This is a genomic window from Holdemanella hominis (genome assembly GCF_014306155.1).
Classification (GTDB): Bacteria; Bacillota_I; Bacilli_A; order Erysipelotrichales; family Erysipelotrichaceae; genus Holdemanella; species Holdemanella hominis.
Genome location: NZ_JACRWH010000001.1, coordinates 35238 through 60863, shown reverse-complemented (window position 1 = coordinate 60863; position 25626 = coordinate 35238). Strand labels below are relative to the sequence as shown.

General features: G+C 34.0%; 26 protein-coding genes, 2 pseudogenes and 1 other annotated feature. Of the genes and pseudogenes, 26 read left to right on the top strand and 2 right to left on the bottom strand.

The window, feature by feature from the left end; translation table 11 throughout:
* Positions 1-11 precede the first annotated feature (11 nt).
* From H8911_RS00340 to H8911_RS00320, 5 genes and pseudogenes are all read left to right on the top strand, one after another.
* The gene (locus H8911_RS00340; protein WP_186998317.1) at positions 12-800 is read left to right on the top strand and encodes a putative RNA methyltransferase; all 789 of its coding nucleotides are present in this window, start codon (positions 12-14) and stop codon (positions 798-800) included.
* Complete coding sequence (gene rlmD, locus H8911_RS00335; protein WP_244975737.1) at positions 769-2331, top strand: 23S rRNA (uracil(1939)-C(5))-methyltransferase RlmD; 1563 nt, start codon at positions 769-771, stop codon at positions 2329-2331. The genes H8911_RS00340 and rlmD overlap by 32 nt, the downstream gene beginning before the upstream one ends.
* A gap of 603 nt (positions 2332-2934) precedes the next feature.
* Positions 2935-3279 (top strand): annotated as a pseudogene (locus H8911_RS00330) (phosphoheptose isomerase family protein); the annotation flags it as partial.
* A 347-nt stretch (positions 3280-3626) separates the two neighbouring features.
* Positions 3627-4097 carry a PTS sugar transporter subunit IIA gene (locus H8911_RS00325; protein ID WP_117923948.1) on the top strand — a complete coding sequence of 157 codons (471 nt, stop codon included), beginning with the start codon at positions 3627-3629 and terminating at the stop codon, positions 4095-4097.
* Between the two features lie 151 nt (positions 4098-4248).
* Positions 4249-5511: a M20 family metallo-hydrolase gene (locus tag H8911_RS00320; protein ID WP_186998316.1), complete on the top strand. Its 1263-nt coding sequence runs from the start codon at positions 4249-4251 to the stop codon at positions 5509-5511.
* A 68-nt stretch (positions 5512-5579) separates the two neighbouring features.
* Here the strand turns inward: H8911_RS00320 and H8911_RS00315 are convergent, their stop codons facing one another.
* Positions 5580-6356, bottom strand: coding sequence for a MurR/RpiR family transcriptional regulator (locus H8911_RS00315; RefSeq protein WP_117923952.1), 777 nt, complete (start codon positions 6354-6356; stop codon positions 5580-5582).
* 266 nt (positions 6357-6622) lie between these two features.
* Between H8911_RS00315 and H8911_RS00310 the strand changes: the two genes are divergently transcribed.
* From H8911_RS00310 to H8911_RS00230, 16 genes are all read left to right on the top strand, one after another.
* Positions 6623-8206 (top strand): PTS transporter subunit EIIC, encoded by a 1584-nt coding sequence (locus tag H8911_RS00310; protein WP_117923954.1) that lies wholly within the window; start codon positions 6623-6625, stop codon positions 8204-8206.
* Positions 8207-8266: 60 nt separating this feature from the next.
* On the top strand, positions 8267-9637 hold the full coding sequence (locus tag H8911_RS00305; protein ID WP_186998315.1) for a M24 family metallopeptidase: 1371 nt from the start codon (positions 8267-8269) through the stop codon (positions 9635-9637).
* A complete protein-coding gene (locus tag H8911_RS00300; protein ID WP_186998314.1) occupies positions 9634-9828 on the top strand; it encodes a hypothetical protein in 195 nt (64 codons plus the stop codon). Before H8911_RS00305 ends, H8911_RS00300 begins: the two co-directional genes overlap by 4 nt.
* A gap of 243 nt (positions 9829-10071) precedes the next feature.
* Positions 10072-11994 (top strand): oxidoreductase, encoded by a 1923-nt coding sequence (locus H8911_RS00295; RefSeq protein ID WP_186998313.1) that lies wholly within the window; start codon positions 10072-10074, stop codon positions 11992-11994.
* A 68-nt stretch (positions 11995-12062) separates the two neighbouring features.
* Positions 12063-12365: an oxidoreductase gene (locus H8911_RS00290; RefSeq protein WP_255466235.1), complete on the top strand. Its 303-nt coding sequence runs from the start codon at positions 12063-12065 to the stop codon at positions 12363-12365.
* A 68-nt stretch (positions 12366-12433) separates the two neighbouring features.
* On the top strand, positions 12434-12598 hold the full coding sequence (locus H8911_RS00285; RefSeq protein ID WP_186998312.1) for a hypothetical protein: 165 nt from the start codon (positions 12434-12436) through the stop codon (positions 12596-12598).
* A gap of 115 nt (positions 12599-12713) precedes the next feature.
* Positions 12714-12917, top strand: coding sequence for a hypothetical protein (locus H8911_RS00275; RefSeq protein ID WP_186998311.1), 204 nt, complete (start codon positions 12714-12716; stop codon positions 12915-12917).
* Positions 12898-13338, top strand: a complete 441-nt coding sequence (locus H8911_RS00270) for an oxidoreductase (protein WP_186998310.1) — start codon at positions 12898-12900, stop codon at positions 13336-13338. Before H8911_RS00275 ends, H8911_RS00270 begins: the two co-directional genes overlap by 20 nt.
* 76 nt (positions 13339-13414) lie before the next feature.
* A complete protein-coding gene (locus tag H8911_RS00265) occupies positions 13415-13627 on the top strand; it encodes a hypothetical protein (protein WP_186998309.1) in 213 nt (70 codons plus the stop codon).
* Between the two features lie 12 nt (positions 13628-13639).
* On the top strand, positions 13640-14002 hold the full coding sequence (locus H8911_RS00260; protein WP_186998308.1) for an FAD-dependent oxidoreductase: 363 nt from the start codon (positions 13640-13642) through the stop codon (positions 14000-14002).
* A 199-nt stretch (positions 14003-14201) separates the two neighbouring features.
* Entirely contained in the window at positions 14202-15545 is a 1344-nt protein-coding gene (locus H8911_RS00255) for a radical SAM/SPASM domain-containing protein (protein ID WP_117923962.1), read from the top strand.
* Between the two features lie 50 nt (positions 15546-15595).
* Positions 15596-16516, top strand: coding sequence for a patatin-like phospholipase family protein (locus tag H8911_RS00250; protein ID WP_186998307.1), 921 nt, complete (start codon positions 15596-15598; stop codon positions 16514-16516).
* A gap of 51 nt (positions 16517-16567) precedes the next feature.
* Positions 16568-16861, top strand: a complete 294-nt coding sequence (locus H8911_RS00245) for a hypothetical protein (RefSeq protein WP_117923966.1) — start codon at positions 16568-16570, stop codon at positions 16859-16861.
* Positions 16862-16863: 2 nt separating this feature from the next.
* Entirely contained in the window at positions 16864-17754 is an 891-nt protein-coding gene (locus tag H8911_RS00240; RefSeq protein ID WP_186998306.1) for an O-acetyl-ADP-ribose deacetylase, read from the top strand.
* 111 nt (positions 17755-17865) lie between these two features.
* Entirely contained in the window at positions 17866-18144 is a 279-nt protein-coding gene (locus H8911_RS00235; RefSeq protein ID WP_186998305.1) for an autorepressor SdpR family transcription factor, read from the top strand.
* Positions 18131-18757: an SdpI family protein gene (locus tag H8911_RS00230; RefSeq protein ID WP_244975735.1), complete on the top strand. Its 627-nt coding sequence runs from the start codon at positions 18131-18133 to the stop codon at positions 18755-18757. The genes H8911_RS00235 and H8911_RS00230 overlap by 14 nt, the downstream gene beginning before the upstream one ends.
* Here H8911_RS00230 and H8911_RS00225 read toward each other — a convergent pair.
* Complete coding sequence (locus H8911_RS00225; protein ID WP_186998303.1) at positions 18754-19782, bottom strand: Mbeg1-like protein; 1029 nt, start codon at positions 19780-19782, stop codon at positions 18754-18756. The genes H8911_RS00230 and H8911_RS00225 overlap by 4 nt on opposite strands.
* Positions 19783-19884: 102 nt before the next feature.
* On the opposite strand from H8911_RS00225, the gene H8911_RS00220 reads away from it, so the two are divergent.
* The 5 genes and pseudogenes from H8911_RS00220 to H8911_RS00200 all read left to right on the top strand — a co-directional run bounded on the left by H8911_RS00220 (position 19885) and on the right by H8911_RS00200 (position 25619).
* On the top strand, positions 19885-20442 hold the full coding sequence (locus H8911_RS00220) for a manganese efflux pump (RefSeq protein WP_186998302.1): 558 nt from the start codon (positions 19885-19887) through the stop codon (positions 20440-20442).
* Between the two features lie 10 nt (positions 20443-20452).
* Positions 20453-21013 carry a TetR/AcrR family transcriptional regulator C-terminal domain-containing protein gene (locus H8911_RS00215; protein ID WP_117923978.1) on the top strand — a complete coding sequence of 187 codons (561 nt, stop codon included), beginning with the start codon at positions 20453-20455 and terminating at the stop codon, positions 21011-21013.
* A gap of 40 nt (positions 21014-21053) precedes the next feature.
* Positions 21054-21265 (top strand) — a binding site (T-box leader).
* A gap of 44 nt (positions 21266-21309) precedes the next feature.
* Entirely contained in the window at positions 21310-23223 is a 1914-nt protein-coding gene (gene lysS / locus H8911_RS00210; RefSeq protein WP_186998301.1) for a lysine--tRNA ligase, read from the top strand.
* Between the two features lie 203 nt (positions 23224-23426).
* Positions 23427-23975 (top strand): annotated as a pseudogene (locus H8911_RS00205) (phospholipase D-like domain-containing protein); the annotation flags it as partial.
* 210 nt (positions 23976-24185) lie between these two features.
* Positions 24186-25619, top strand: a complete 1434-nt coding sequence (locus H8911_RS00200) for a phospholipase D family protein (RefSeq protein ID WP_186998300.1) — start codon at positions 24186-24188, stop codon at positions 25617-25619.
* The last annotated feature ends 7 nt before the right edge of the window (positions 25620-25626 follow it).

The following is a 25626-nucleotide window of genomic DNA, read 5'->3' as shown; positions in this document are numbered from 1 at the left end:
ATAATCTTTTTATGTTGATATGTCCGGTGTGTAAAAAGAAACTAATAAAAGAAAATAAAACATTTCGATGCGAAAATAATCATTCTTTTGATTGTGCCAAACAAGGTTATGTGAACTTATCGCGTAAACAGACAAAGAATCATGGGGACAATGCTTTGATGGTCAAAGCGCGTACCGATTTTTTAAAAAAAGATTATTATGATTTTATGCGTCAATATGTAAAGGGAAAGGCTAATGGATCTATTTATTTGGATGCTGGTTGTGGTCAGGGTTACTATACAAAAGAGATAGGGGCGAACTTTGAACATAGTTATGGGATTGATTTGAGTAAGGAAGCGATTCTTCATGCGTCTAAACAAGATAAACATACGCAATATATTGTGGGGAGTTTATTTGATATGCCTTTTTTAGATGAGAGTATAGATTGTGTTACAAGTATTTTTGTGCCTTTAGGCCAAGATGAAATCTATCGTATACTAAAAGAAAATGGATATTGGATCGTAGTAGGTCCGGGTCCTAAGCATTGTTTTGAATTAAAAGAAGTATTGTATGACACACCATACGAAAATGAAATGCCTGAAATACTAGAACAATATGAATTGGTAAACCAGGAAATTATTCAGAAAAATAAGATGGTAGATGATGTATGGTCTTTACTAGAAATGACACCATATCGATATAAAACGAGTCAAGCTGGACTTGATCGTGTAAAACAATTAGAAAGGTTAGAGGTTACGTTTGAGTTTGTCGTAACTGTGTATAAAAAACATGAAAACAACAGTAAAAAAATGGGGAATTAATGGTGAGGGAATTGCGTTCCATGAGGGAAAGCCAGTATTTATTGAAAATGCCATTCCGGATGAAGTTATTGAATTTGATATTAAAAGTGATGAAGGTACTTATTTAGTTGGAGAATTAACTCGTTTAGTTGAACAGAGTTCAAAGCGTCGCTACCCACTTTGTCCAATTTGGAAAGAGTGTGGTGGATGTGCTTTGATGCACGTAAAGTATCCAGCACAATGCAAGATGAAAGAGGGTAATTTAAAAGAAACGCTGATTAAGTATGCGGATTATAATGGTCGCATTTTACCAATTTTAAAGAATCATGAGCCATTGTCATATCGTAATAGCTGCAAACTTCCTTTTGGTGAAGAATATGGGGAGTTATATACAGGAATGTATGAGCGTGATACAAACCATTTCCAAAAGATGAAAAGATGTTATGTGCATTCAAAATTGTTGGAACAAACGCGTCAGGAAGTTTTAAAAATTATGAATGAGCATCATTTAAAGATGTATGATGATAAAAAGAAAACGGGTTATCGTACATTGGTGATGAAAGAATTTGATTCTAAGATTCAAATTATATTTGTGACGGGAAAAGAAGATATCAGTGAAGAATTTATTCGTGATGTGACTCAACTAGAGGGTGTTGTATCAATCTGGCAAAGTGTAAAAACAGAAACAAAGCGTGAAGTATTTGGGGATATGCGGTTTATTTGGGGAGAAGAAAAGATGCATCTTCAATTAGAAGATATTCAATTATCTTTACTTCCTAGATCTTTCTTCCAGTTAAACACGAAACAATCCGTGAATCTTTATAATGTGGTTAAAGATTGGATGCCAAGATCAAAGACTACGGTTGAAGCCTATAGTGGTATTGGTGCTATCAGTTTATTTGTGAAAGATAAAGCTGAAGAAATCATTGGTGTTGAATCCATTCAGGATGCGGTTGATAATGCCAATGAAAATGCGATGTTAAATCATGCAGACAATGTATCTTTCATTTGTGAAGATGCGGGTAGTGCCTTAGCACATTTAGTACAAGAAAAAGAAGTGGATACATTGATTGTGGATCCGCCTCGTTCTGGTTTGGATGATACAATGAAGGAAACTATTTTAAAATCAAAAATCAAAACGATGATCTATGTATCTTGTAACCCAGCTACTTTGGCTAAAGATTTAGGCGTATTAAAGAAAGAATATCGTATTGTCAAGATTCAACCACTCGATATGTTTAGTCAAACTCCACATGTAGAAAGTGTTACACTACTTGTTCGTAATGATGACTATAAACCTAGACGTCGTTTTGATAATCGAAAAAATCGTGACTATAAACCAAGAAGAGATGGAGATTTCAAACCTAGACGTCGTTTTGATGATAAAAAAGATGGAGACTTCAAGCCGAAACGCCGTTTTGAGGATGATAAACCAAGAAGACGTTTTGATGATCGAAAAGATGGCGACTTCAAACCTAGACGAAGATTTGATGATGATCGTAGATCGAAACGTTTTACAGATGACAAACCAAATCGTAGATATGGTAAATAAAACATGCAAGGATTTCAGGAAAATGAAACTAAAGTCTTTTTCTTATATATCCTTAACTTTGTAAAAAATGTATAACTACAATTGAATTTTTGAATGAATAGTTGAAATTTCCTGTATTTATGGGGGATTTCTACTTTTTTTATTGGCAGAATCTATGATATAACAGAGTATACAGTATAACTAATTTTGGAGGCTATTATGTTACTCAAAAAATGTGAAGGTTCTTCGTTATAAAATGACTAAAATTCAGAAAAGAAATGGTATCGGATATGTGTATCAGGTTATTGGAAAATCTTTTAAAAAGCTAACTATATAAAATTCAAGTAGTTAATCTGAACGAGATGCAGAAGTCTGCAACTCACTTGACCGTGCTCTGTAGTGCACTTCTAACTTCAAGAACATGGTAGCAAATAAAAGATAAAAAATAAAAGCAAAGCTCATTGCACATTTTAATTCCAATGTGTGCCTTGAAGCGAAGCTGAAAGGAATGGTTGGTTTTTATGAAATAGTTTGAAAATATAAAACAACTGGATTAATTGTTCATTCTGTTTCTGGAAGAAATCCAGTAGCCATTGAAATTGCAGCAGAAACGAAAAAAAGGGCACCAAAGTAACAGCTATCACAAATTTATCTTATTCTAAAAGTTTGACTTCTCGTCATCCGTCAAAAAAGAAACTGTATGAATTGGCAGATATTATTTTGGATAATCATGGAGATGTTGGTGATGCTTGCATAAAAATTGATGGTTTAGAACAAAAGGTTTCTCCAACTTCAACAGTAATTGGAACAATGATGCTTAATTCGATTGTTGCTGCTGTAGTACACAAATTAGTAGATTCAGGCATGAAAAAACCGCCAATTTTTTATAGCGCTAACTATGATGGCGGTGATGCATTAAATCAAAAATTGTATGAAGAGTATAAGGAAAGTATTCATTATCAATTTTGATTCGGCAGAACAATTATATCATAACAAATAGGGATATATCATCATGATATGTCCCTATATATAATGTCGTAATGTCTGAAAACGTAATGCTATATTGCTACTAAGGAACTCAAATATGGGCTCCTTTTTTTGGCCTTGAGCTAATTTCTATTAGACTGTTTTATATATAAGTGTAACAAGTCGTGTGACTGATTTAGTAGAAGAAGAGAATTTTTATAAATGCAGTTTTATAACAATTTACACTTGTTCAATTTTATAGGATATTAAAATTAAAGAATGGATATTCATAAAATGAATGATTAATCGAAAGAATCCATATTATAATTAGTAAAAACGGAGGAATAAATATGTTTGGTTTTTTAAAGAAAAAAGAAGTATTCTTATGTCCGGTAGACGGAAAAATTTTACCAATTAGTGAAGTGAATGATCCAGTGTTTTCACAAGAAATGATGGGTCCAGGATTTGCGGTGGTTCCGACATCAAAAGTTGTTGTTGCACCAATGGATGGAGATGTTGTAACAGTATTCCCTACTTCACATGCCTTTGGGATTAAGTCAAAGAACGGTATTGAGATGATTATTCATATCGGTATTGATACGGTTGAATTAAATGGAAAAGGCTTTAAACCTTTAGTAAAACAGGGCGATGTTGTTAAAGCAGGGGATGCTTTAGTAGAGGTTGATTTTGATGCATTGAAAAATGAAGGGAAAGATCCATCTTGTATGATTATATTCCCTAATAAAGAGAAATTTTCAATTGTTAAACCTCACAGCAATGTAGTAGCTGGCCAAGATAATATTATTGAGTTTAATAAATAGACAAAATCAAAAAGAGTAGGAGATTATTTGTAATTTTTCCTACTTTTTTAAATAAATATTCAGAATTTGAATATACAACCATAATGATTGAGATGCATTGTTGCATTAAATTATCAGTGCTATGATTTGGGTGTTTAAAGGAGTATGGGATATGAAAGTAGATGTAAAAAGAATTCAAAATGATATTGAGACTTTAGCCACATTTAATGAAACTCCTGGTTGTGGTGTAACTAGATCTTCATACACAAAAGAAGATAAAATGGCTAAGGAATATTTAATATCTGAAATGGAAAAAATTGGATTGACTGTTTATGAAGATGGCATGTCAACATTATTTGGACGTCGTGAAGGTAAATTAAAAGATGCACCATGTGTTATGTTGGGATCTCATTATGACACAGTTTATCAAGCAGGAGCTTTTGATGGAGTTGCTGGTTCTGTTGCAGCATTAGAGGTTATGCGTGTATTACATGAAAATAATTTTGAAAACGACTATCCTCTTGAATTAATTTTAATGAATGCTGAAGAGGGCTTTACTTTTGGGCCAAGTACGGGTGTTACAAACTCAAGAGCCATGATGGGAACTCTTACTTATCATGAGCTAGAGACTCGTAAAAACCGTTTTGGGCAAACTAAATTAGAGGCTTTAAGAGCCTATGGTGTTGAACCAAATTTGGAAAAGGCAAAAAGGGATCCAAAAACAATTAAAAACTTCTTAGAACTTCATGTTGAACAAGGTCCTGTTTTAGACAGAGAGAACATTGAAGTTGGATTAATTAAATATCTTGCTGGTATTGGAAGATACACAATTAAATTCCATGGAAAAACAGCGGATTCAACAGAATTGATGAGTAAAAGAAAAGATGCTCTAGTTGGTGCAGCATACTTCATTGAAAAGTTTAATGCGGTTATGCGTACATTTGGAGATGATGCGACTGGAATGGTAGGACAATTGAATATTGTTCCTAACTCGAATCAGTTTGTACCAGAATATGTTGAGGGTAAAATTGAAATTCGTACTTTCACTAAAGAAGTAGTTGATAATAATGATTTTAATAAAATCATTATAGATTTATTAAATGAAGTAACTGAAAAATATGGTATTCAGACAGAGTTAGAAGAAATTCGAAGAGTAAATTATCCAAATCCAACAGGTCCAAGTATTATGGATTATGAGAACGTTGAAAAAATGGAGAAAATTTGTGATGGATTAGGTTATAGTCACAAACAAATGAACCAAGGAACGGGACATGATTCTATGATTATGGCTGATTTTGTGGATACAAACATGATTTATGTACCTAGTAGAAATGGTGGCGTATCTCACTGCCCTGAAGAATGGACAGAATATACAGACATTGAAAAGGGCGCTAACGTATTACTTGAATTAGTTAAAGATTTATCAATAAAATAAATAAACACATGAGCAATTTAGAGAGAACTTCTTTAAATTGCTTTTATTGTATACAGAAAAAGAATGCTTTACGATATGGCATTCTTTTTATAATTTATGTAACCTTCATACAATAGTGTAAATATAAGCATTAATGTACAGAATGAAGAATTATTCAATCTAGTCTCTTGGTTAATGTTTGATACTTGATAGTACAATGAGTATTTGGCCATATGAGATAATTCGTTCTGTGAAAATAGCGTGATCGATATAATTGGAGTTCCTTTTAATTGAACGGTTTGTATATCTGTTTTAAGTTTTGAAATATTGCCAGATAGAGAAACGATGAATAATAAATCATCCGGCTTTAATGTGTTTGAAATTAAATTAAGCTCGATTTGACCAGGAATAATAATCAGGTGAATTCCTACATTGATTAAGCATCTAGAGAATTCCTTTAACATCAAGGATTGACCGTATCCAGTTGCATAAGCATAGATTCGATTTGAAGTTGCCATTAGTTTATATATATCTTCAATAAATTTATTTTGTTCAAATAAACGAATTGTGGATGTCACATCTTCTAACACAACTGAAGAACCAATCTTATTCGTGTTAATAACGCTTGCACGATCCTTTCGATCGAGTTCATTTCTTAAAAAATATCTGAATTCGCTATAGCCTTTGAATCCTAATTTTTGAACAATTCGAATGATACTGGATGCACTCGCATTTGATAACTGTGCTATTTCGGATACTGTTTTTCCTTGACATAATTCCATATTTTGGAAAATAAAATTTAATATATATAAATCGTTTTCGTTTAATTGAGTATGATGTTGATTTACTAATTCTTCAAGTGTCATATATATCTAAGTCCTTTGCTTTATACATCTATCATATGTCAACTTTTAAAAAAAATAAACCTTAATTTGTTCCTTTAAATGCATGTTTTTACGTATTTATACCGTTGGATGAAAATTCAAGAAATGGATGGAAAAACAGACTTTGATTAACATTTTTAAAGGCCATTGTTTTATTGAATTGAAAATCGTTTTAATGTAGCATATCAAATGTAAGAGCTTGCAAGTAATTATTACACATTTTGGAATTATAAAGGAGAGAAGATTACATGAGAACTTTTATACAAAAGTTAGGTAAGTCCATGATGGGACCGTTATCTATAATTGTAGCAGCTGGTTTGTTGTTAGGTATCGTATCTATTTTAACCAATGCTAGTTTAGTTGGAGAGGGATTTGCGAATGCAGCAGGTGTACAAGCTGTTGTAGGAGCAGGATCTGCATTAGTCGGAAAGGTGTTTGGATTATTACCAATTTTATTTGCGATTTCTGTTGCCACGGGTATGGTAAAAGAAGATAAGGAAATATCCGGATTTGCAGTTGTTATCTGTTTCGTTTTATTCCACGTAATGCTTAATTATATGTTAGGATTAAATGGAATCACAGCTGAAAACACAGCTATCGATTATTTAACGAGTCATGGATCAAGTACATTAGAGGCATATCAAATAAATGCGGCTTATGACACACAATTAGGGATTTTCACTTATCGTATGGGGATCTTTGGAGGTATTGTAACTGGTTTATGGACAGCATTTATTCACAATAAATTTCATACACAAAAATTACCTGTAGCATTTAGTTTCTTTGCTGGTAACCGTTTCGTGCCAATTATGATTATCTTAACAGTACCATTCGTAGCAATCGTTTCTTACTTCGTATGGCCATTCTTCAGTATGTTAATTGATGGATTAGGAAATGTTATTAGTAAATCTGGACCATTTGGATTATTCCTATATGGATTTGCAGAACGTTTATTGATTCCTACTGGATTACACCACGTATTAAACCAATTGATTCGTTTCACTCCAGTTGGTGGAACTGCAATGATCGATGGTCAAGTTATTTCTGGTGCATTAAATATTTTCCAAGCTGAATTAGTCGCAAAGAATATGGATATGAACATCTTTCATCAAGCAACACGTTTCTTAACTCAAGGAACTCATCCATTCATGATGTTTGGTTTACCAGGTGCTTGTTATGCAATGTATAAGACAGCTTATGCAAAAGAACAACTAAAAGTTAAAGGTATGTTATTGGCTTCTGCATTAACTTCATTCGCAACAGGAATTACTGAACCAATCGAATTCGCATTTATCTTTATTTCACCAATCTTATGGGTGTTCCACGCATTTATGGCTGGTATGTCTTTCTTGATTATGTCTTTATTACAAGTTGGTGTTGGTAATGCTGGTGGTGGTTTCGTAGACTTGTTCATCTTCGGAATCCTTCAAGGTACATATACTAAATGGTACTTCTGCGTGATTTTAGGAATTGTTTACTTCTTCGCTTACTTCTTTGTATTCAAATATGTAATCGAAAAGATGAATTTGAAGACTCCTGGTCGTGATGTAGAAGATGCTAGCGATGATGTAGTACAAGTTGAAGCTAGTGAATTGGGAACAACAATTTTAAAGGCTATCGGTGGTAAAGAAAATATTCGTGAAATCGATAACTGTATTTCAAGATTAAGATTAATCTTAAATGATACTTCAGTAGTTGATGAAGCTGCATTAAAAACAACTGGATCATTAGGTATTATTCGTATTAATGAAAACAATATTCAGGTTGTATATGGTCCTAAAGTAGAAGAAGCAACACATGCTTTAAAACAAGCAGCCGAAACATATAAATAATAACAAACTATCTATAAGTGTATTCTTATAGATAGTTGTTTAGTTAAGGAGATTAGATTTATGGAAGTAAAATATGAAAATGTAAAATTACCGGAGTGCGATTGCACAAATGTTCCCGTGCAGTTAACTGATGAAACAATGCAGGAACGATTAAATAAAGTGTTAGATAGAATGAATCGTGAAAACTTTGATTCATTAGTGATTTATGCAGATTTAGAACACGGTAATAATTTTGAGTACTTGACAGGATTCTTGCCTAGATTTGAAGAAGCATTATTAGTTTTGAATTCAAATGGAAATCACTGTATGGTTCTAGGAAATGAAAATTTAAATAAAGCTTCAAAGGCGAGAATTAAAAATACGCCTATTCACTGCCCACATTTTTCATTACCTAATCAACCCATGGATGTTAAAGAAGGAATCAAAGATATCTTAAAGCGCTGTGAATTAAAAGATGGTGCTAAAGTGGGCATTGTTGGATGGAAAAACTTCACTAGTAAGTATGAGGATAATGCCCAATTGTTCGATGTTCCATATTATGTTGTAGATACAATTATGGAACTTGTTGGAAGTAATGTGTTTAACGCAACAAGATTATTTATTGGAGAAGATGGAGCTCGTTGTATAAACAATGTAAATGAAATTGTTCACTATGAATTTGGAGCTTCCCTTGCGAGTGACTGCATTTTGAAAGCTATGAATCACTTGGATGAAGGTGTTTCAGAAATGGAATTGGGAAATATCTTAAATGCATATGGACAAAGAAATAGTGTAGTTACAATTGCAGCATCTGGACCTAGATTTATCAAGGCAAATATTTATCCAACAACGAACACAGTGAAATTAAAAGATCCAATTAGTTTGTCGATTGGATATAAAGGTGGTTTCTCATCTAGAGCTGGATATGCAGTGCATAACAGTAGTGAATTGGATGAATCTGTTCAAGATTATCTAGATGCACTAGTAAAACCATATTTCTCATCCGTAGCAGTATGGCTAGAAAAAATTCATTGTGGAATGCTTGGTGGCGAAGTTTATGATTTAATTGAAGAAACAATGCCAAAGGCTGAATACAACTGGAGCTTATGTCCTGGACATTTAACAGCTGATGAAGAGTGGATGTCATCAAATATTTATGAGAATAGTAAAGAATTAGTACGAAGCGGTATGTTGTATCAAATTGATATTATTCCATCAAAATCAGGCTATGCAGGAACAAGTGCAGAAAGTACAGTTTTATTAGCAGATGAAAATCTACGAAAACAGATCGCACAAGAAGAACCAGAATTGTGGAATCGAATTCAAAAGAGAAGAGAGTATATTATTAATGAATTGAATATTTCATTAAATGATGATGTTTTACCAATGTGTTCAACCGTTGCCTATTTAAGACCATTCTTATTAAATAAAGAAATGGCGATGAAACTATGAGTCACAAACTGAATTCTCTAAAGAGCTATATCTTAAACGTTTTGGCATTTGTATTCTCTTATTGTATGCCGGTTGTAGGATTCTTTATTCTTGGCTATGCATTGAAAAAGGATTTACCTCAAACAAGAATCTATGCGTCTTGTGGAGTCCTTCTTGCATTTTTAACACAAATCGTAACAAGATTTGTTTAAAATCTTGTCTTACTTAGGAACTCAAATATGGGTTCCTTTTTCTTATTGGATTTAGTTAAGTATCCCTAATAAAAAAGTTTACAAATTAATTAAATAGATAATTTTAAGAGAATAAATGCGTTATAATGATGGTAGCGCATTCTTTTTATTTTTTAATTCATAATAATATACAAAAAAAGAGATAGGCTTTTTGCGTCTATTTGTGAGTAAAATAACAAGAATCTATGAGGAGGAGTTTATAAAATGAATAATTTTCCACATTTATTTGAACCAATTGAAATTGGAAAGACAACAGTAAAAAACCGTATTTTTATGCCACCTATTTCAACAAATATGGCCGATAAAGGATATGTTACAGATGATTTAGTAGCACACTATTCTGCACGTGCAAAAGGTGGAGTTGGACTTATCGTTACTGAAGTTGTAACTGTAGAACCAACTTATGTATATCTTCCAGGAGATATGTCAATTTATGATGACAGTTTTATTCCAGGATGGAAAAAATTGGTGGATGGCGTACACCAATATGGAACTAAAATCTTAGCACAATTGTTCCACCCAGCTTATATGGCATTCCCAGTACCAGGAACACCTCAATTAATTGCACCAAGTTGTGTAGGACCTTATTATGCACAAAGTGCACCAAGACCAGCAACCATTGAAGAATTACACACAATTGTTGATCAATTTGGTCAAGCGGCTCACCGTGTACAGATTGCCGGTGGTGATGGTGTTGAAATTCAATGTGCGCATGCTCATGGATTATTAGGTGGTTTCTTAACACCTTTATATAATAAACGTGCGGACGAATATGGTGGAAGTCTTGATGGACGTTTACGCTTATGTTTAGAAGTTATTGCATCTGTTCGCAAGTATTGTGGAGATGACTTCATTATCGATGTTCGTATTAGTGGTGATGAATATAGTGAAGGTGGATTGACATTAAATGATCAGATCTATGTTTGTAAACAATTAGAAAAAGCTGGAGTTGACTTTATTCACGTATCTGGTGGTAATACAATCAAACGTGGATCAAGTATGCCAGCTCCTGGTACAAGTGCTGCACCTCACGCTCACTCAAGTGAAGAAATTAAAAAGCATGTAAATATCCCAGTCGCTACAGTTGCTCGTATTAACGAACCTTGGATGGCTGAAGAACTAATCGCAAACGGAAAATGTGATATGTGTATGATTGGACGTCCAAACTTATGTGACAGTGAATTCGCAAATAAAGCATTCGAAGGTAAAGTAGACGATATTCGTCCATGTATTGGATGTGGACGTTGTTTAACAGGAATCATGATGGGTAAACGTATTGGATGTACAGTAAATCCAAGCGTGGAAGATGATACGATTGCACCTGCAGAAACTAAGAAAAAAGTTTTAGTTATTGGTGGTGGTCCTGCTGGTATGGAAGCAGCATATGTTGCCAAAAAACGTGGACACGAAGTTGTTCTTTGTGAAAAATCGAATGAACTTGGCGGTCAATTAAGACTTGCGGCTGTTCCAATCGCGAAACAAGAATTGTGTAAAGTTATTAAATTTATGATTCGTCGATTAGATCATGAAGGTATTGAAATTCGTTTAAATACAGAAGTCACAAAAGAAAGGCTTGAAAATGAATTTAAAGATTACGAAATCGTATGTTCAAGTGGAGCTACACCCAAAGAAATTCCACCATTCAAAGTATTCAAAAATTGTATGACTGCAGACGATGTATTATCTGGAAAGAAATATCCAGGACGTAATATTGTTGTATTAGGTGGTGGAAGTGTTGGATGTGAAACAGCGGATTATTTAGCACCATTAATCAATGACTTATTCCCAATGAATCGTAAAATTACATTATTAGAAATGACAAATAACTTAATGCCTGGTGAAGGTGGAGCTGCAAAATCTAGATTGACTCAAAGATTGATGCAGAAAGGTGTTCGCATCGAATTGAATGCACAAGTAACAAATGTGGATGAAGAATCTATTACTTACGTAAAAGAGGGTGTTGAACACAAAATTACAGAAGCGGATACTTTAATTTTTGCTGTAGGATATGCACCTAAGAAAGTGGAAGTGGAAGCTGAAAATGTACACTATATTGGGGATTGTGAAAAAGTGGGAACTTTAAAAGATGCGATCACAAATGCGCATGAAATTGCTAAAAATATCTAGCAGAAATTATGATAAGTGAATTATTATAACCAATTCAAGTTGGTAACTTAACTTTTAAAAATAGAATTATGTTTCCCCCTTTGACAACAGGATGTGAAGAAAGAGTCGGATTGATTGAGCCTCGTTCATTAGCTTTCCATACAAGACTTGCACAAGGGGGATATTTTTATATCGTTATTGGCGATGTGGCTCCTGTTCGTACTGCAAATCCTACACCAAAACTATATGATGAATCGCAAATTGAAATGTATAAAAAATTAGCTGATGCCTTACATGAACACGATTGTAAAGTAGCTTTACAATTGTTCCATCCAGAATATGATGTTCAAGGCGTAGGAAAAATGATTGTGGAAGCTGGTATTGCTGGTTAATTGGCTGTAAAAGCGAAGGCTGCCAATAATTTAGAAGAGGCTAAAAGCAACAAAAAATCTGTGACGAATTGACAAAGGGTGCATACGCAAAATTACATCATGATATGCAGCACTTTGTGACGGAAGCAATTGCTGAACAATTAATAGCTATTAAAAATAGTATTGCCCAATGTGCTAGAAAAGCGCAAAAAGCAGGTATTGATGCGATTGAAATTCATGGTGACCGTTTATAGGTTCATTATGTTCAACATTATTAAATAATCGTACAGATAATTATGGTGGTAGCTTAGAAAATCGTACGCGTTTGCATTAGAAGTTTTACGAGCAATTAAAGAAGCGGCTCCATCAATGATGGTCGAATATAAACTTCCAATTATTACAGTTAATCCAGATGGATCTTTACGTGGTAAAGGTGATTTATTGGAAGATGAAGCGGTTGAATTCGCAAAAATGTTAGATGCAGCAGGAATTGATATGATTCAAGTGGCTCAAGCTAACCACACAGGAAAACAGGGGCGATACAATCCCTCCTATGGGTGCTGTTCCTTATAACTGGATTTTAGGTGCTTGTGAAAAAGTGAAATCCGTTGTTTCTTGTCCTGTTGCAACGGTGGGTCGTGTTGTCAGTGTTGAAGCTGGTGAAAAGATTCTTGAAGATGGTACGGCAGATATCATTGGATATGGAAGAAGTTTATTAACAGATCCAGATATTGCCAATAAAGTGGAAAATGGTGAATGCATTCGTGAATGCTTGAACTGTAATAAAGGTTGTGTAGATGCCATCCAATCTCGTCGTTACTTAAGTTGTGTTTTAAATGCCGAAAATGGAGATGAAGAAACAATCTTCATTCAACCATGTACAGAAACTAAGAATATCGCAATCGTAGGTGCTAGTCTTGCCGGATTAGAAGCGGCTCGTGTAGCTTATAAACGAGGACATACAGTGACTGTATTGAAAAATCAAATCGTTTAGGTGGACAAATCAATATTGCTTCAGTTCCACCAAGAAAGATGAAATCTTACGTTCTGTTCAATACTATGAAAAATTCTTGTCCGATAAAGTAGATATTCAATTAAACCATGAACCAACAATGGATGAATTGAATGGATTTGATCATGTGATCTTGGCCATTGGTGCTCACAATATGGATCTTCTTATGTCGGTAGAAAATTCAAATGTTGTATCCAGCTGGGATATCTTGAATGGTCAAGAAGTATCTGGTAAATGTGTTGTCTTAGGTGGAGGTTTAGTAGGTGCTTAAACGGCTGAATATTTGGCAAGTAAAGGGATAGAAGTTTCAATCGTTGAAATGATGGATAAGATTGCAGCACAAGAATCTGAAACTGTATTACCATTGATGGAAGCTGATTTTAAAGAACACAATGTTCAAAAATTTGTGAATACACGTGTTAGTGAAATTAAAGATAATGTCATCTATGTAGTGAATACAAAAGCTGAAATAAATGTTGAAATTACAGCGGATACAATTGTAAATGCATTAGGTTCTAAAAGGAATGTATTTGATGATAGTAAGTTAACTGTTCCATTTACTTATGTAGGTGACTGCAGTGGTGAAAGAACAGCAGATATCGCAAGTGCTATTCGTACAGGATATAAGGCTGCCAATGAAATCTAAGAAGGTGTGAAAACATCTTCTTTTTTACAACAAATGACCGTGGTTCATAAATATATAAACCATATATGGCATATATCTCAAAATGGTATAAAAATAATGACCATAGCTCATAAATATTTACACATTTGAAAATTTGTCTATTAAAAACCCATTTTTAAAGAACTAGAATAAAATTATAAATGAAACCGGAGGAAGAGTTATGAATTTTAGTTCTTTACAGAGTAGTGTTCAAAAGTTTGGAATGAGTCAAGCTTTGAAGTATTTGGATAAGGATCCAGAAACAAATATTCCTAAATTAATGAATTTAGTAGATAAGGTTATGCCTGAAGGTTGGTATGGTTCACAGCGTAAAGTGATTCGTGAACAAATCGATGAAAAAGGTGTTTGGTATGACTATATCATGAAGCTTTATGATTTGAATGCAGGCGTTCGTCAGGCTGTATTTAAAAACTTTATTTTTAATGCATCACTAAATGGTAGTACAAAACAAGAGGAGTTGGCACAAAAATATAATTGTAATATCCCTTGGGCTGTATTATTAGATCCAACATCTGCATGTAACTTACATTGTACAGGATGTTGGGCTGCTGAATATGGACATCAATTAAATTTATCTTTAGATGATATTGATTCGATTATTCGTCAAGGAAAAGAATTAGGTACTTACATGTACATTTATACGGGTGGAGAACCTTTAACACGTAAAAAGGATGTGATTAAGATTTGTGAAATGCATCCAGATTGTGCTTTCTTATCTTTCACAAACGGAACATTGATTGATGAAGAATTCTGTCAGGATATGTTGCGAGTTAAAAACTTTGTTCCAGCCATTAGTTTGGAAGGTTTCGAAACAGCGAATGATTCTAGACGTGGTGAAGGCTGTTATGAAAATGTAAAACGTTCCATGGAATTATTAAAGAAACACAAATTGCCTTTTGGAATTAGTACTTGTTATACAAGTGTAAACTATAAAGATATCGCAAGTGATGAATTCTTTGATTTAATGATTGATTCAGGTGCTTTATTCTGCTGGTTCTTCCACTATATGCCAGTAGGAAATGAGGCTGTGAAAGAATTGCTTCCAACACCAGAACAAAGAGCGTATGTTTATCATCAGATTCGTAAGTTCAGAAGTGAAAAACCAATTTTCACTATGGATTTTCAAAATGATGCGCAATATGTGGGTGGATGTATTGCTGGAGGTAGAAGATATCTTCATATCAATGCCAAGGGCGATGTAGAACCATGTGTATTCATTCATTATTCGAACTGTAACATTCACAATACAACATTACTCGATGCACTTAGATCTCCATTATTCCAGGCTTATCATGATAATCAACCATTTAATGAAAATATGTTAAGACCTTGTCCAATGTTAGAAAACGCTGGTCGTATTCAAGAATTGGTGAAACAAAGTAAAGCAGTCAATACAGATTATGAATCCCCAGAAGATGTGGATCACTTATTGGAAAAGACGGTTCCATATGCAAAAAACTGGAAGCCAATGGCTGACAAACTTTGGAATGAACAAAAAAAGTAGACAAATTAAAAAAATGAGTATAGAATTTTCAGCTAAGAAGGAGGGATGTTATGAAGAAGAATAATAAGCGTTTTTCGGGAATATCCAAACTTCCAAATGGAAATACTTCAAATAAAATTGTACCTGGATGTATCGTCCTTGAAGGCGGAGCTTTTCGAGGATTATATACATCAGGGGTATTAGATGCTTTAATGCAGTTTGAAATCAATATGCAGTGTACAGTTGGTACAAGTGCAGGGGCTTTGAATGGATTTAACTATGTGGCTGGTCAAATTGGTCGTAGTGCTAGAATTAATTTAGGGTATCGTCATGATTCTCGATATGTTGGTTTAGAAGCTTTTAAAAACAACAAAGGAATTATTGGATTTGATTTTTTGATGAAAGGAACTCAATATTTTGATCCATTAAATACACCTCGTTTTATGAATCCAACGCGTGATTTTATTGCGGTATGTACAAATTGTAAAACGGGAAGGCCCGAATATTTTAGTAAGAATAAAACGCAGGATATTTTTAAAGCTGTACAAGCCAGTGCAACCATGCCTTATGTTTCAAAGATGGTTGAAATTGAAGATGGTTTATATTTAGATGGTGGCTGCAGCGATAAGATAGCGTATCAATGGGCGTTGGATCATGATTATGAGAAAATCATTGTGGTTCGTACACGTCAAAGAGAGTATCGAAAGAGTGAAGCGAATCCTTTCGTTCAAAAAATGACAAAAAGATTGTATGCTGAATATCCAGTTTTAGAACAGAAGTTGGAATCGATGAATAGTGAATACAATAGCCAGTGTGATGAATTATCAAGACTTGAAAATGAGGGAAGAATCTTTACGGTTGCCCCAAGCAAGCCAGTGAATGTATCGCGTGTAGAGAGGGATGTGGATAAACTCGCTGATCTTTACTACATGGGATATTTGGATGGTTTAAATCAGATTCAAAGAATCAAAGAATATTTAGAAATTGATTAAGAGGCCATGCCTCTTTTTCATTTTGTGTTAGAATAAGTGTAGGTGATTTTTATGGTACAAGAAAGACAACAAGAAATCGTAAATGAATTATTAAACTATATGGATACATTAGAAGATGGTAGTGAAGTAAGTACTTGGGATTTAATGGATGAAGTATTTAACTATCAACGCTTTAATGATGGGTATTGTTTTAATGATTTTAAAATTAGCGAAGAAGAATTTATTTCGTTAGATTCGCTATTAAAGGAAAGTGCAATGAAAGAGGGATTCTTTATTGATGACTCTATTTATCAAGATGTGATTGGGGCTTTTCCTTTTAGTTTGACATTTGTAGTAAGGAAATAGGTATGGAAAGATTAGAAACATTGATTCAAGAATTATATCAAGAGGGGACTCGTGAAAAAAATATGGAGGTTCTTTCGCATATTCGTAAACTGGCAAAAGAACAAAAACAATTTATTATTCCTGTCGGCGATGTCGAGGGTGAAAAAGTCTATCGAAGATTATCTTTAGATGATGGTCAAGATGTATTTGTAGCTTTTACTACACAGGCTCAAGTGGATTTGGGGCAGGATACAGAAACATTAAATCAAAGTGTGATGGTTGTTTTAAATATGGTGCATGATACACAAGGTGTAAGTGGAGTTGTATTAAATCCTTGGAAAGATTCGTATTTTTTACCAAAAGTTTTAATTGAAATGATTTTAGACAATAAGAATCTAGAGAGTGAAATCAAAGTAGTAAAAGGAGATATCACTACTTTTGATGGAGATTGTATTGTCAATGCAGCCAATGAATCGCTTTTAGGTGGCGGCGGTGTAGATGGCGCTATTCATAGAGCGGCCGGCCCCATGTTACTTGAAGAGTGTAAGCTATTAAATGGTTGTCATACAGGACAGGCCAAGATTACTAAAGGGTATGATTTAAAGGTAAAGTATGTGATTCATACTGTGGGTCCGATGTATTCGGCAAAACATGAAGATGAGCATATGTTGAGGGATTGTTATTGGAATAGTTTGAGTTTAGCTCGTAAGTATGATATTCATACAATCGCATTTCCATGTATTTCATGTGGAGTCTATGGCTATCCTGTAGAAAAGGCAGTGCCATTAGCATTAAAGACAATTGCGGATTGGTTGGATGCAAATAGTGATTATACAATGAAAATCAGTTTGTATTGTTTTGATGAAGAAACGACAAAGGAATATCAAAAATATACAACGTATCAGGGAGAATAATCTTCCTGATTCTTTTTATTATCTATTTAGAAAATTTTCTAAATATAGTTGAAATTATCAAGAAACGATGTATAATCTATTTAGAAATATTTCTAAATAGGAGGTGGTGTTTTGTTTGAAAAAACGTTTAAAGCTTTAGGTGCTCCAGTCAGAAGAGACATTTTGAGTTTATTAAAAAAAGGCAAGATGTCAGCTGGAGATATCGCAAGTCATTTTGATATGTCTCAGGCAACTGTTTCTTATCATTTATCCTTATTAAAGGATGCAGGTTTGATTTGTGAAGAGAAGGATAAAAATTTTATCTTTTATCAAATCAACGCATCTGTTTTTGAGGAGATGTTGTGTTATTTTAAGTCTTTTTTAGGAGGGAATGAAGATGTTGAAAAATAAATGGTTTCAATTTAGTTTAGCTTTGTTTGTGGTTCCATTCGTATTGAATCTAGTTTTCTATAATCAATTACCAGATGTTGTGCCAACCCATTTTGATGTAAATGGACAAGTTGATGGTACAATGCCTAAGTTTATGGGTTTATTTGGTATGTTGTTTTTGTGCTTGGCAATTCATGTATTTTCTTGTTTTGTGACGGTAAAAGATCCAAAGCGAAATAATATTCCAGATTTTATGATGAATATTCTATTTATGATTTGTCCAGTTGTTTGTATTGTGACAAGTATGACAATTATTTATTTTGGCTTGGGGTATTCTTTTGATGTTAGTTTTGTGATGAATATTTTAGTTGGCATTTTATTGATTATACTCGGTAATTATTTGCCAAAGGTAAAGCGAAATTATGCGGTTGGAATTAAAACTTCGTGGTCTTTGAATAGCGATGAAAACTGGGTGTTGTCAAATCGTGTAGGTGGCTATTGTATGGTCATTGCTGGAATCTTATATATAGTACTTGGATTACTTGGTTATGTGACAATGGGCATTGTTGTGATTCTTGTAGCGACTATTATTCCGTGTATCTATAGTTATATATTATTTAAGCGAGGAATTTAGTTTCCTCGCTTGACTTCGTTTTGAATGCATTTGAATAAGACTTGAATGGTTCCACTAATCATTTTCTTCGTTTGACTATCCATATTTTGAATGGATTTGACCATCTCAACCATATCGATATTCTTCCTTAAATCTTTTGGGTTTTCATAATCTGAAAAGATAGAGTAAATGGTATCAATAACTTGTTTGCGAGTATTGATATCAATGGATTTAAGCCATTTTGATAGTGTGGATTGTGTATGTTTGGATAGTTGATCATTTTGTTCTAGATAAATAAAGTCACCATTTTCAACGCACCACGTAAATGGATCATGTTGAAGGATGGATATGGCATCACTTTGGATGATTTGATAATTATTTGTTTCTTCAAGTAAGAGTCCAATAACACTCGATTGTGGTATGGTCTTGAATACTTTCTTATCAGTTTGATAAGGTGTAAGAAATCCAGGCCCATCATGGTTGTATGTACAATAAATTGGATTGTGTGTATGGATAGTGGCATAAAGTGCTAAGTTAGCTCCTTTGGAGTGTCCTCCTAAGATGAGTTTGTGTTTTGTCTTATAGTTGTTTACATAGTTTAATGCAGAAATTTGACTGGGAATATTTTCTTGAAAACATAGATTAAAATCTTCTTTCCATCCCACAAAACTTGCGTCTGTACCGCGAAAGGCAATGTAGTCTGTTTGGTTGGGCAAATGAAAAGTCATAGCACAGAATTGTTTTTCGTTGTCTTTGTCAAAATTGGTTTGTAGATGAGAAATGGTAATGGATTCATAACGAAGGGAGTGTATGCATTGAACAAATAATTCTTCATTTAATTCGGGTACTCGGGTATCAATGCATAAAGTATCAATCTCATTTTCAAATTCATTTAATAAATGGACTTCGGATTCAACATCAATAGTGGAGTTTTCAAATTTAATATAGGAGATTTGTGAGAGAATCAAAGAGTCCACATTATTAAATGGGTATTCTTCAAGGGTTAAATTTCCGTATTCTTTGATGTGGTCAATGATGTTTTTCATAAGTTTATTGTAGTGCATAAATACATTTAATGAAATATGTTCATCGTGATTTTTAAAATAATCCAAGTTCGTATACAATAAGGTTAGTGAAGGTGGATTGTTATGTTGATATTTGGAATTTTGAGTATTTGTCTGAGTTTAGACGTATTTGTATGTGCACTAGAACAGGGGGCTTCAATTCGTAATATTCGCTTCTCAAAAGTATTAGTTTATGGATTGATTTTTGCGCTATGCAGTTCGGGTATATTTTTATTAGGACATGGAATGTCCACATATATTTTTGGACGTCCTTGGGCAATATTGAATAAATATGTTGCGATATTTGTCTTTTTGATTCTTGGAAATGGAATGGTCATCTATAGTTTTAAGCGTGGAAAGTTTGTGGAAAGACTACAAGAGTTTGATACAAAAAAAATTATTAAATTGGCTCTTATTGGAGGACTGGACTGTTTCTTTGTTGGAGTTGGCTGTTATTATATGAATCTTCCTTATTTGATGGAGTCTTTAGTCTTATTTTTAATTGTACTTGCTGGCTATATGATTCATTTTTATATTGGATATTATAATGGGGCCGGATATCAAAAGGCTTATTATTTTCTTTGCGGAATCGTATACTTATTTATGAGTTTATCGTTAATTTTTAGATTAATTCGATTGTAGAGGTGATTTCATGACATTTAATGAAAAGGTGACGATGAAAGATCTTCTGAGTGAGGGATTGTATATTTTGATGCAACAAAAGCCTTTCGAAAAGATCACAATCAAACAGATTTGCGATAAAACAGGTGTTATTCGTGGAACTTTCTATAATCATTTTATGGATAAGTATGAGGCTTTAGAATACTTGATTCATCGTATGTTTTATAAAGGAATGGAGCATGAATCAAATCCTCAAATTATAAAACACATCTTTCAGACTGTAAGTGATAATCGTGATTTTTTTAAGTCTTGTTACAGAATCACAGGACAGAATGGTTTTGAAGATTTAATGAGTAATGTGTTTAAAGAAATATTTAGAAATGTATTTTCTTATTTAGATGTGACTGGTATGGATTCAAGGTTCACAGTAGATTTTTTAGTGGATTATTATGCGAATGATTTATTATACTTTTTAAAGTATTGGATTTCTCATGATTTCGAACCGGATGTAGAAACATATTATGCCAAGATCGATGTTTTATTTAAAAACTGTATTAAAGAATTAAATATTCGATATATGGATAAATCTTAAATTGACAAATTGTGTATTGTCTAGTAGGATAAGAGCGTATAAAAAGGCAATGAAGAGGGCGAGTACCTTTTAGAAATACTTTAGAGAGCTTTTGGTTGGTGAAAAAAAGTGTAGGACTAATTGGGAATAAAGACTTGGAGCTATTTGTATTTCCTGCATTAAAGGAAGAGCTGTTTATAGACAGTGACTAAGGCTGGGCAAAGTGATTTGTTTGGTAAATTAGGGTGGTAACACGAGCACTTCGTCCCTTTGTGGCAAGTGCCTTTTTTTATGGATAAAAGAAAAAGGAGAAAACAATGGAAAAGTTAACGCAACAAGAACAAGTTCGTCGTCAAAAGATGCAAGATTTGATTGACATGGGTATTGATCCATTTGGATCTCGCTATGATCGTACTTCAAATTCGGGTATTATTACTTCATCTTATGGAGACAAGACAAAAGAAGAATTAGATGAATTACAAGTAACAGTTAAGATTGCAGGTCGTATCATGACGAAGCGTCGTCAGGGTAAGGCTGGTTTTATGAACATCCAGGATCGTGAAGGTCAAATTCAGATTTATGTTCGTAAAGATGAAATTGGTGATGATCAATATGAAATCTTCAAGAAAAATGACATTGGAGATATCGTAGGTATTGAAGGTACTGTCATGAAGACAGATCATGGACAATTGTCTGTTCGTGCTAAAAACTATACACACCTTTCAAAATCACTTCGTCCTTTACCAGAAAAATTCCATGGTTTGACAGATGTTGAAGAGCGTTTCCGTCGTCGTTATGTAGACTTGATCATGAATCCAGAGGCAAAAAGAATTGCCTTAACTCGACCAAAAATTATTCGTGCAATCCAACATTATTTGGATGGTCAAGGTTTAGTGGAAGTTGAAACTCCAGTTATGCAACCAATCTTAGGTGGTGCAAGTGCTAGACCTTTCGTAACGCACCACAACACATTAAATATGGACTTCTATTTGCGTATTGCGACTGAATTACCATTAAAGCGCTTGATCGTTGGTGGTTTAGAAGGTGTTTATGAAATTGGACGTTTATTCCGTAATGAAGGTATGGATGCGATGCATAACCCTGAATTTACTACAGTAGAAGCGTATGTTGCCTATAGTGATTTACACGGAATGATGGACTTGATTGAAGGTTTATTTGATTCTGTTGCAAATGAAGTATTGGGTACTACAGATATTACATATCAAGGAACAAAATTATCATTAAAGGCTCCTTTTAAACGTATTCACATGGTGGATGCGATCAAAGAAGCTTGTGGTGTAGACTTCTGGCAAGATATGAGTTATGAAGAAGCTTTGAAATTAGCTGAGGAACATGATATCGAAGTTGAAAAGATTCAAAATACAGTTGGACACATTATCAACTTATTCTTCGAAAAATATGTTGAAGAAACTATTGTACAACCAACATTTGTATATGGTCACCCAACATCCATTTCTCCATTAGCTAAGAAGAATACGAAGGATCCTAGATTTGCGGATCGTTATGAATTGTTCATTTGTGGACATGAATATGCGAACGCATTCTCTGAATTAAATGATCCAATTGATCAAAGAGAACGTTTCGAAAAACAATTAGAACTTCGTGAATTAGGTGATGATGAAGCCAACGAAGTGGATACAGATTATGTAGAAGCATTGGAATATGGTCTTCCTCCAACTGGTGGTGTAGGACTTGGAATTGATCGTTTCGTAATGTTATTGACAGATCAAAGAACAATTCGTGAAGTATTATTATTCCCTCACATGAAGAACTTGGGGGATTCAAACAAGAAAGCAAAAGCTAAAAAACTAGTGGAAGCTGCACCTGTAAAGGTTGATTTCTCGAATGTAAAAATCGAACCAATCTTCACAGATATGGTAGATTTTGAAACATTCAGTAAGTCGGATTTCCGTGCTGTTAAGATCTTAGCTTGTGAAGCTGTAGAAAAATCTAAGAAGCTATTAAAGTTCACTTTGGATGATGGCCAACGTAAAGATCGCGTTATTTTAAGCGGAATTCACGAATATTATGAACCAGAAGAATTGGTTGGAAAGACTGCAATTGCGATTGTAAACTTACCACCAAGAAAAATGATGGGTATTAATTCTGAAGGTATGTTGATCTCAGCTGTTCATGAAGAAGATGGTCATGAATGCTTGAACTTATTGATGGTTGATGACAAGATTCCTGCAGGAGCTAAGCTTTACTAAAATAGAATAAAGTAATGAATTAATATAAGGCTTTTATCAATCTTGTTAACTCAAGATAAAGCTTTAAATAAAAGGAAAATGACTGATATAGGTTGATACAGATTGTTATAGACATGTCTAAAAAAGACCCGAATCAGGACCCGGAAAATTCATTTTAGGACTCAAAAAGGACCCGAAAAAGATCAAAAAACTGTTATTTTATAACAGTTTTTTTTAAGCCTTATGCAGACAGTCCTATGGATAATGAGCAGGTCGGAGAAGAAGTTTATATCAGTATGATAAATAAAGCTGAAAAATATTGTTGGTTTATGACTCCATATCTAATCATAACAGATGAAATGACGCATGCGTTATGTCTGGCTGCTAAGCGAGGGGTAGACGTAAGAATTATCACACCTGGTATCCCTGATAAAAAATTCATTTATAATGTAACTCGTTCTTTTTATCATGGATTAGTTAAACATGGTGTTCGTGTTTATGAGTGGACTCCTGGTTTCTGTCATGCAAAAATGAGTGTGGCAGATGACTGTATGGCAACTTGTGGAACAATTAATTTGGATTATCGAAGTTTATATCACCATTTTGAAAACGGCTGTTTTATGGCAGATTGTCAGGCAGTTGTGGAAATAAAAAATGATCTGATAAGAACGATGGGAGAATGTCGTGATGTGACAGACCAATATCAAACCGGACGAAGTGCATATTTGCGACTGGGACAATTATTTATGAGATTATTTGCTGGATTGCTATAAGAATCTGATGAAACGACCTTTCAAAAAACAGTTGATTTAGAAGTTAACTGTTTTTGAAAGGCCGTTTTTGCTATATCTAACAGTCTGTTGTACAAAGAAGATTTTGCATGGATGAAAAAACAAACCTTGTTGAGGTTAAATTGAGTTTTCCATTGTATTGTATTGCTAATGAATAAGAATAAGAAATAAAAAGGAATCAGGTGATGTACAATGAAAAAGCATAAAATATGTAAAATCCTTCTTGTTATACTGGCAATTTTTTTATGTGTGGCTTTTTATGAATTGCTCGGAATCTGCGTTGCATATAAAAAGCAGCCGGAAGTGTCCAATACAACCAAAAAAGAAACAAAAAATGGGTCATGGAACGAATGCAGTGAAAATACAGAACGGGCAGTAATCATAGAAAAGAATCCAGAAGCGCTTTTACAAAGAGTGCGTTTGATCAAGAATGCAAAAAAGGAAATTATTCTTTCTACTTTTGCATTTAAATCCGATGAAAGTGGAAAATTGATCTTAGGAGCACTGCATGATGCGGCAGACAGAGGTGTACATATTCGTCTGTTAGTAGATGGAATGGAGAGCTGGATTGATATGGAAGGAAATCCGTATTTCTATGGATTATCTTCCCATGAGAATGTTGAAATTAAACTGTATAATAAGGCCAATCCGTTGAAACCGTGGAAAATGATGGGTAGAATGCATGATAAATATTTGATTGCAGATGGAAAGAGATATATTCTTGGGGGAAGAAATACATACAATTATTTCCTGGGTGATTTTCCGGGACATAAGAACTATGACAGAGACGTGTTAGTGGTTTGCGATGAACCTGAGAAAGAAAATTCAGTTAACCAGTTGTTAGAGTATTTTGAAACGATATGGGAACAAGAAGACAGTGATTATTTTCATGACAATAAAAAACTGGCAAATAGAAAATCTGTAAAGAACGCAGTTTTAGAGCTGCAGAACGGCTATCAGAAATATTTTGAAGAGAATAAGGAAAGAATCTGCGATACCGATTACACGGACGAAACTTTTGAGACAGAAAAGATTGCATTAGTGTCAAATCCTATCCACACAGGTCCCAAGGAACCAGTAGTCTGGTATCAACTGGGAGAACTAATGAAAAATGCAAAAGAGCGTGTGAAAATTCATACACCATATATTATCTGCAATGATATGATGTCTAATACATGGGAGGAGATTGCAGAGAACGTTTCAGATTTTTCTATCATGACAAATTCAGTTGCGAATAATGGGAATCCATTTGGGGCTGCCGATTATGCGAAAAACAGAAATAGAATCTTAAGTACAGGAATTAATATCTGGGAATATGAAGGCGGTTATTCATACCACGGAAAAAGTATTCTGATTGACGACGATCTGTCTGTAATCGGTTCCTTTAATATGGACATGAGAAGTGCATATCTGGATACGGAACTGATGCTCGTAATTCGCAGTAAAGATATTAATAAACAGTTGGAAGAGGGCATGATGGAATATGAAAGAGTGTCCCGACAGGTATTGGAAGATGGAACCTATCGTGATCCATATCATGTAGAGCCAATCGAATTAACAAAGAAACGTCAGAGAAAAATATTTTTGGTACAGCATCTGCTTGGATGGGCAAGGTATCTGTTTTAATAAGGAG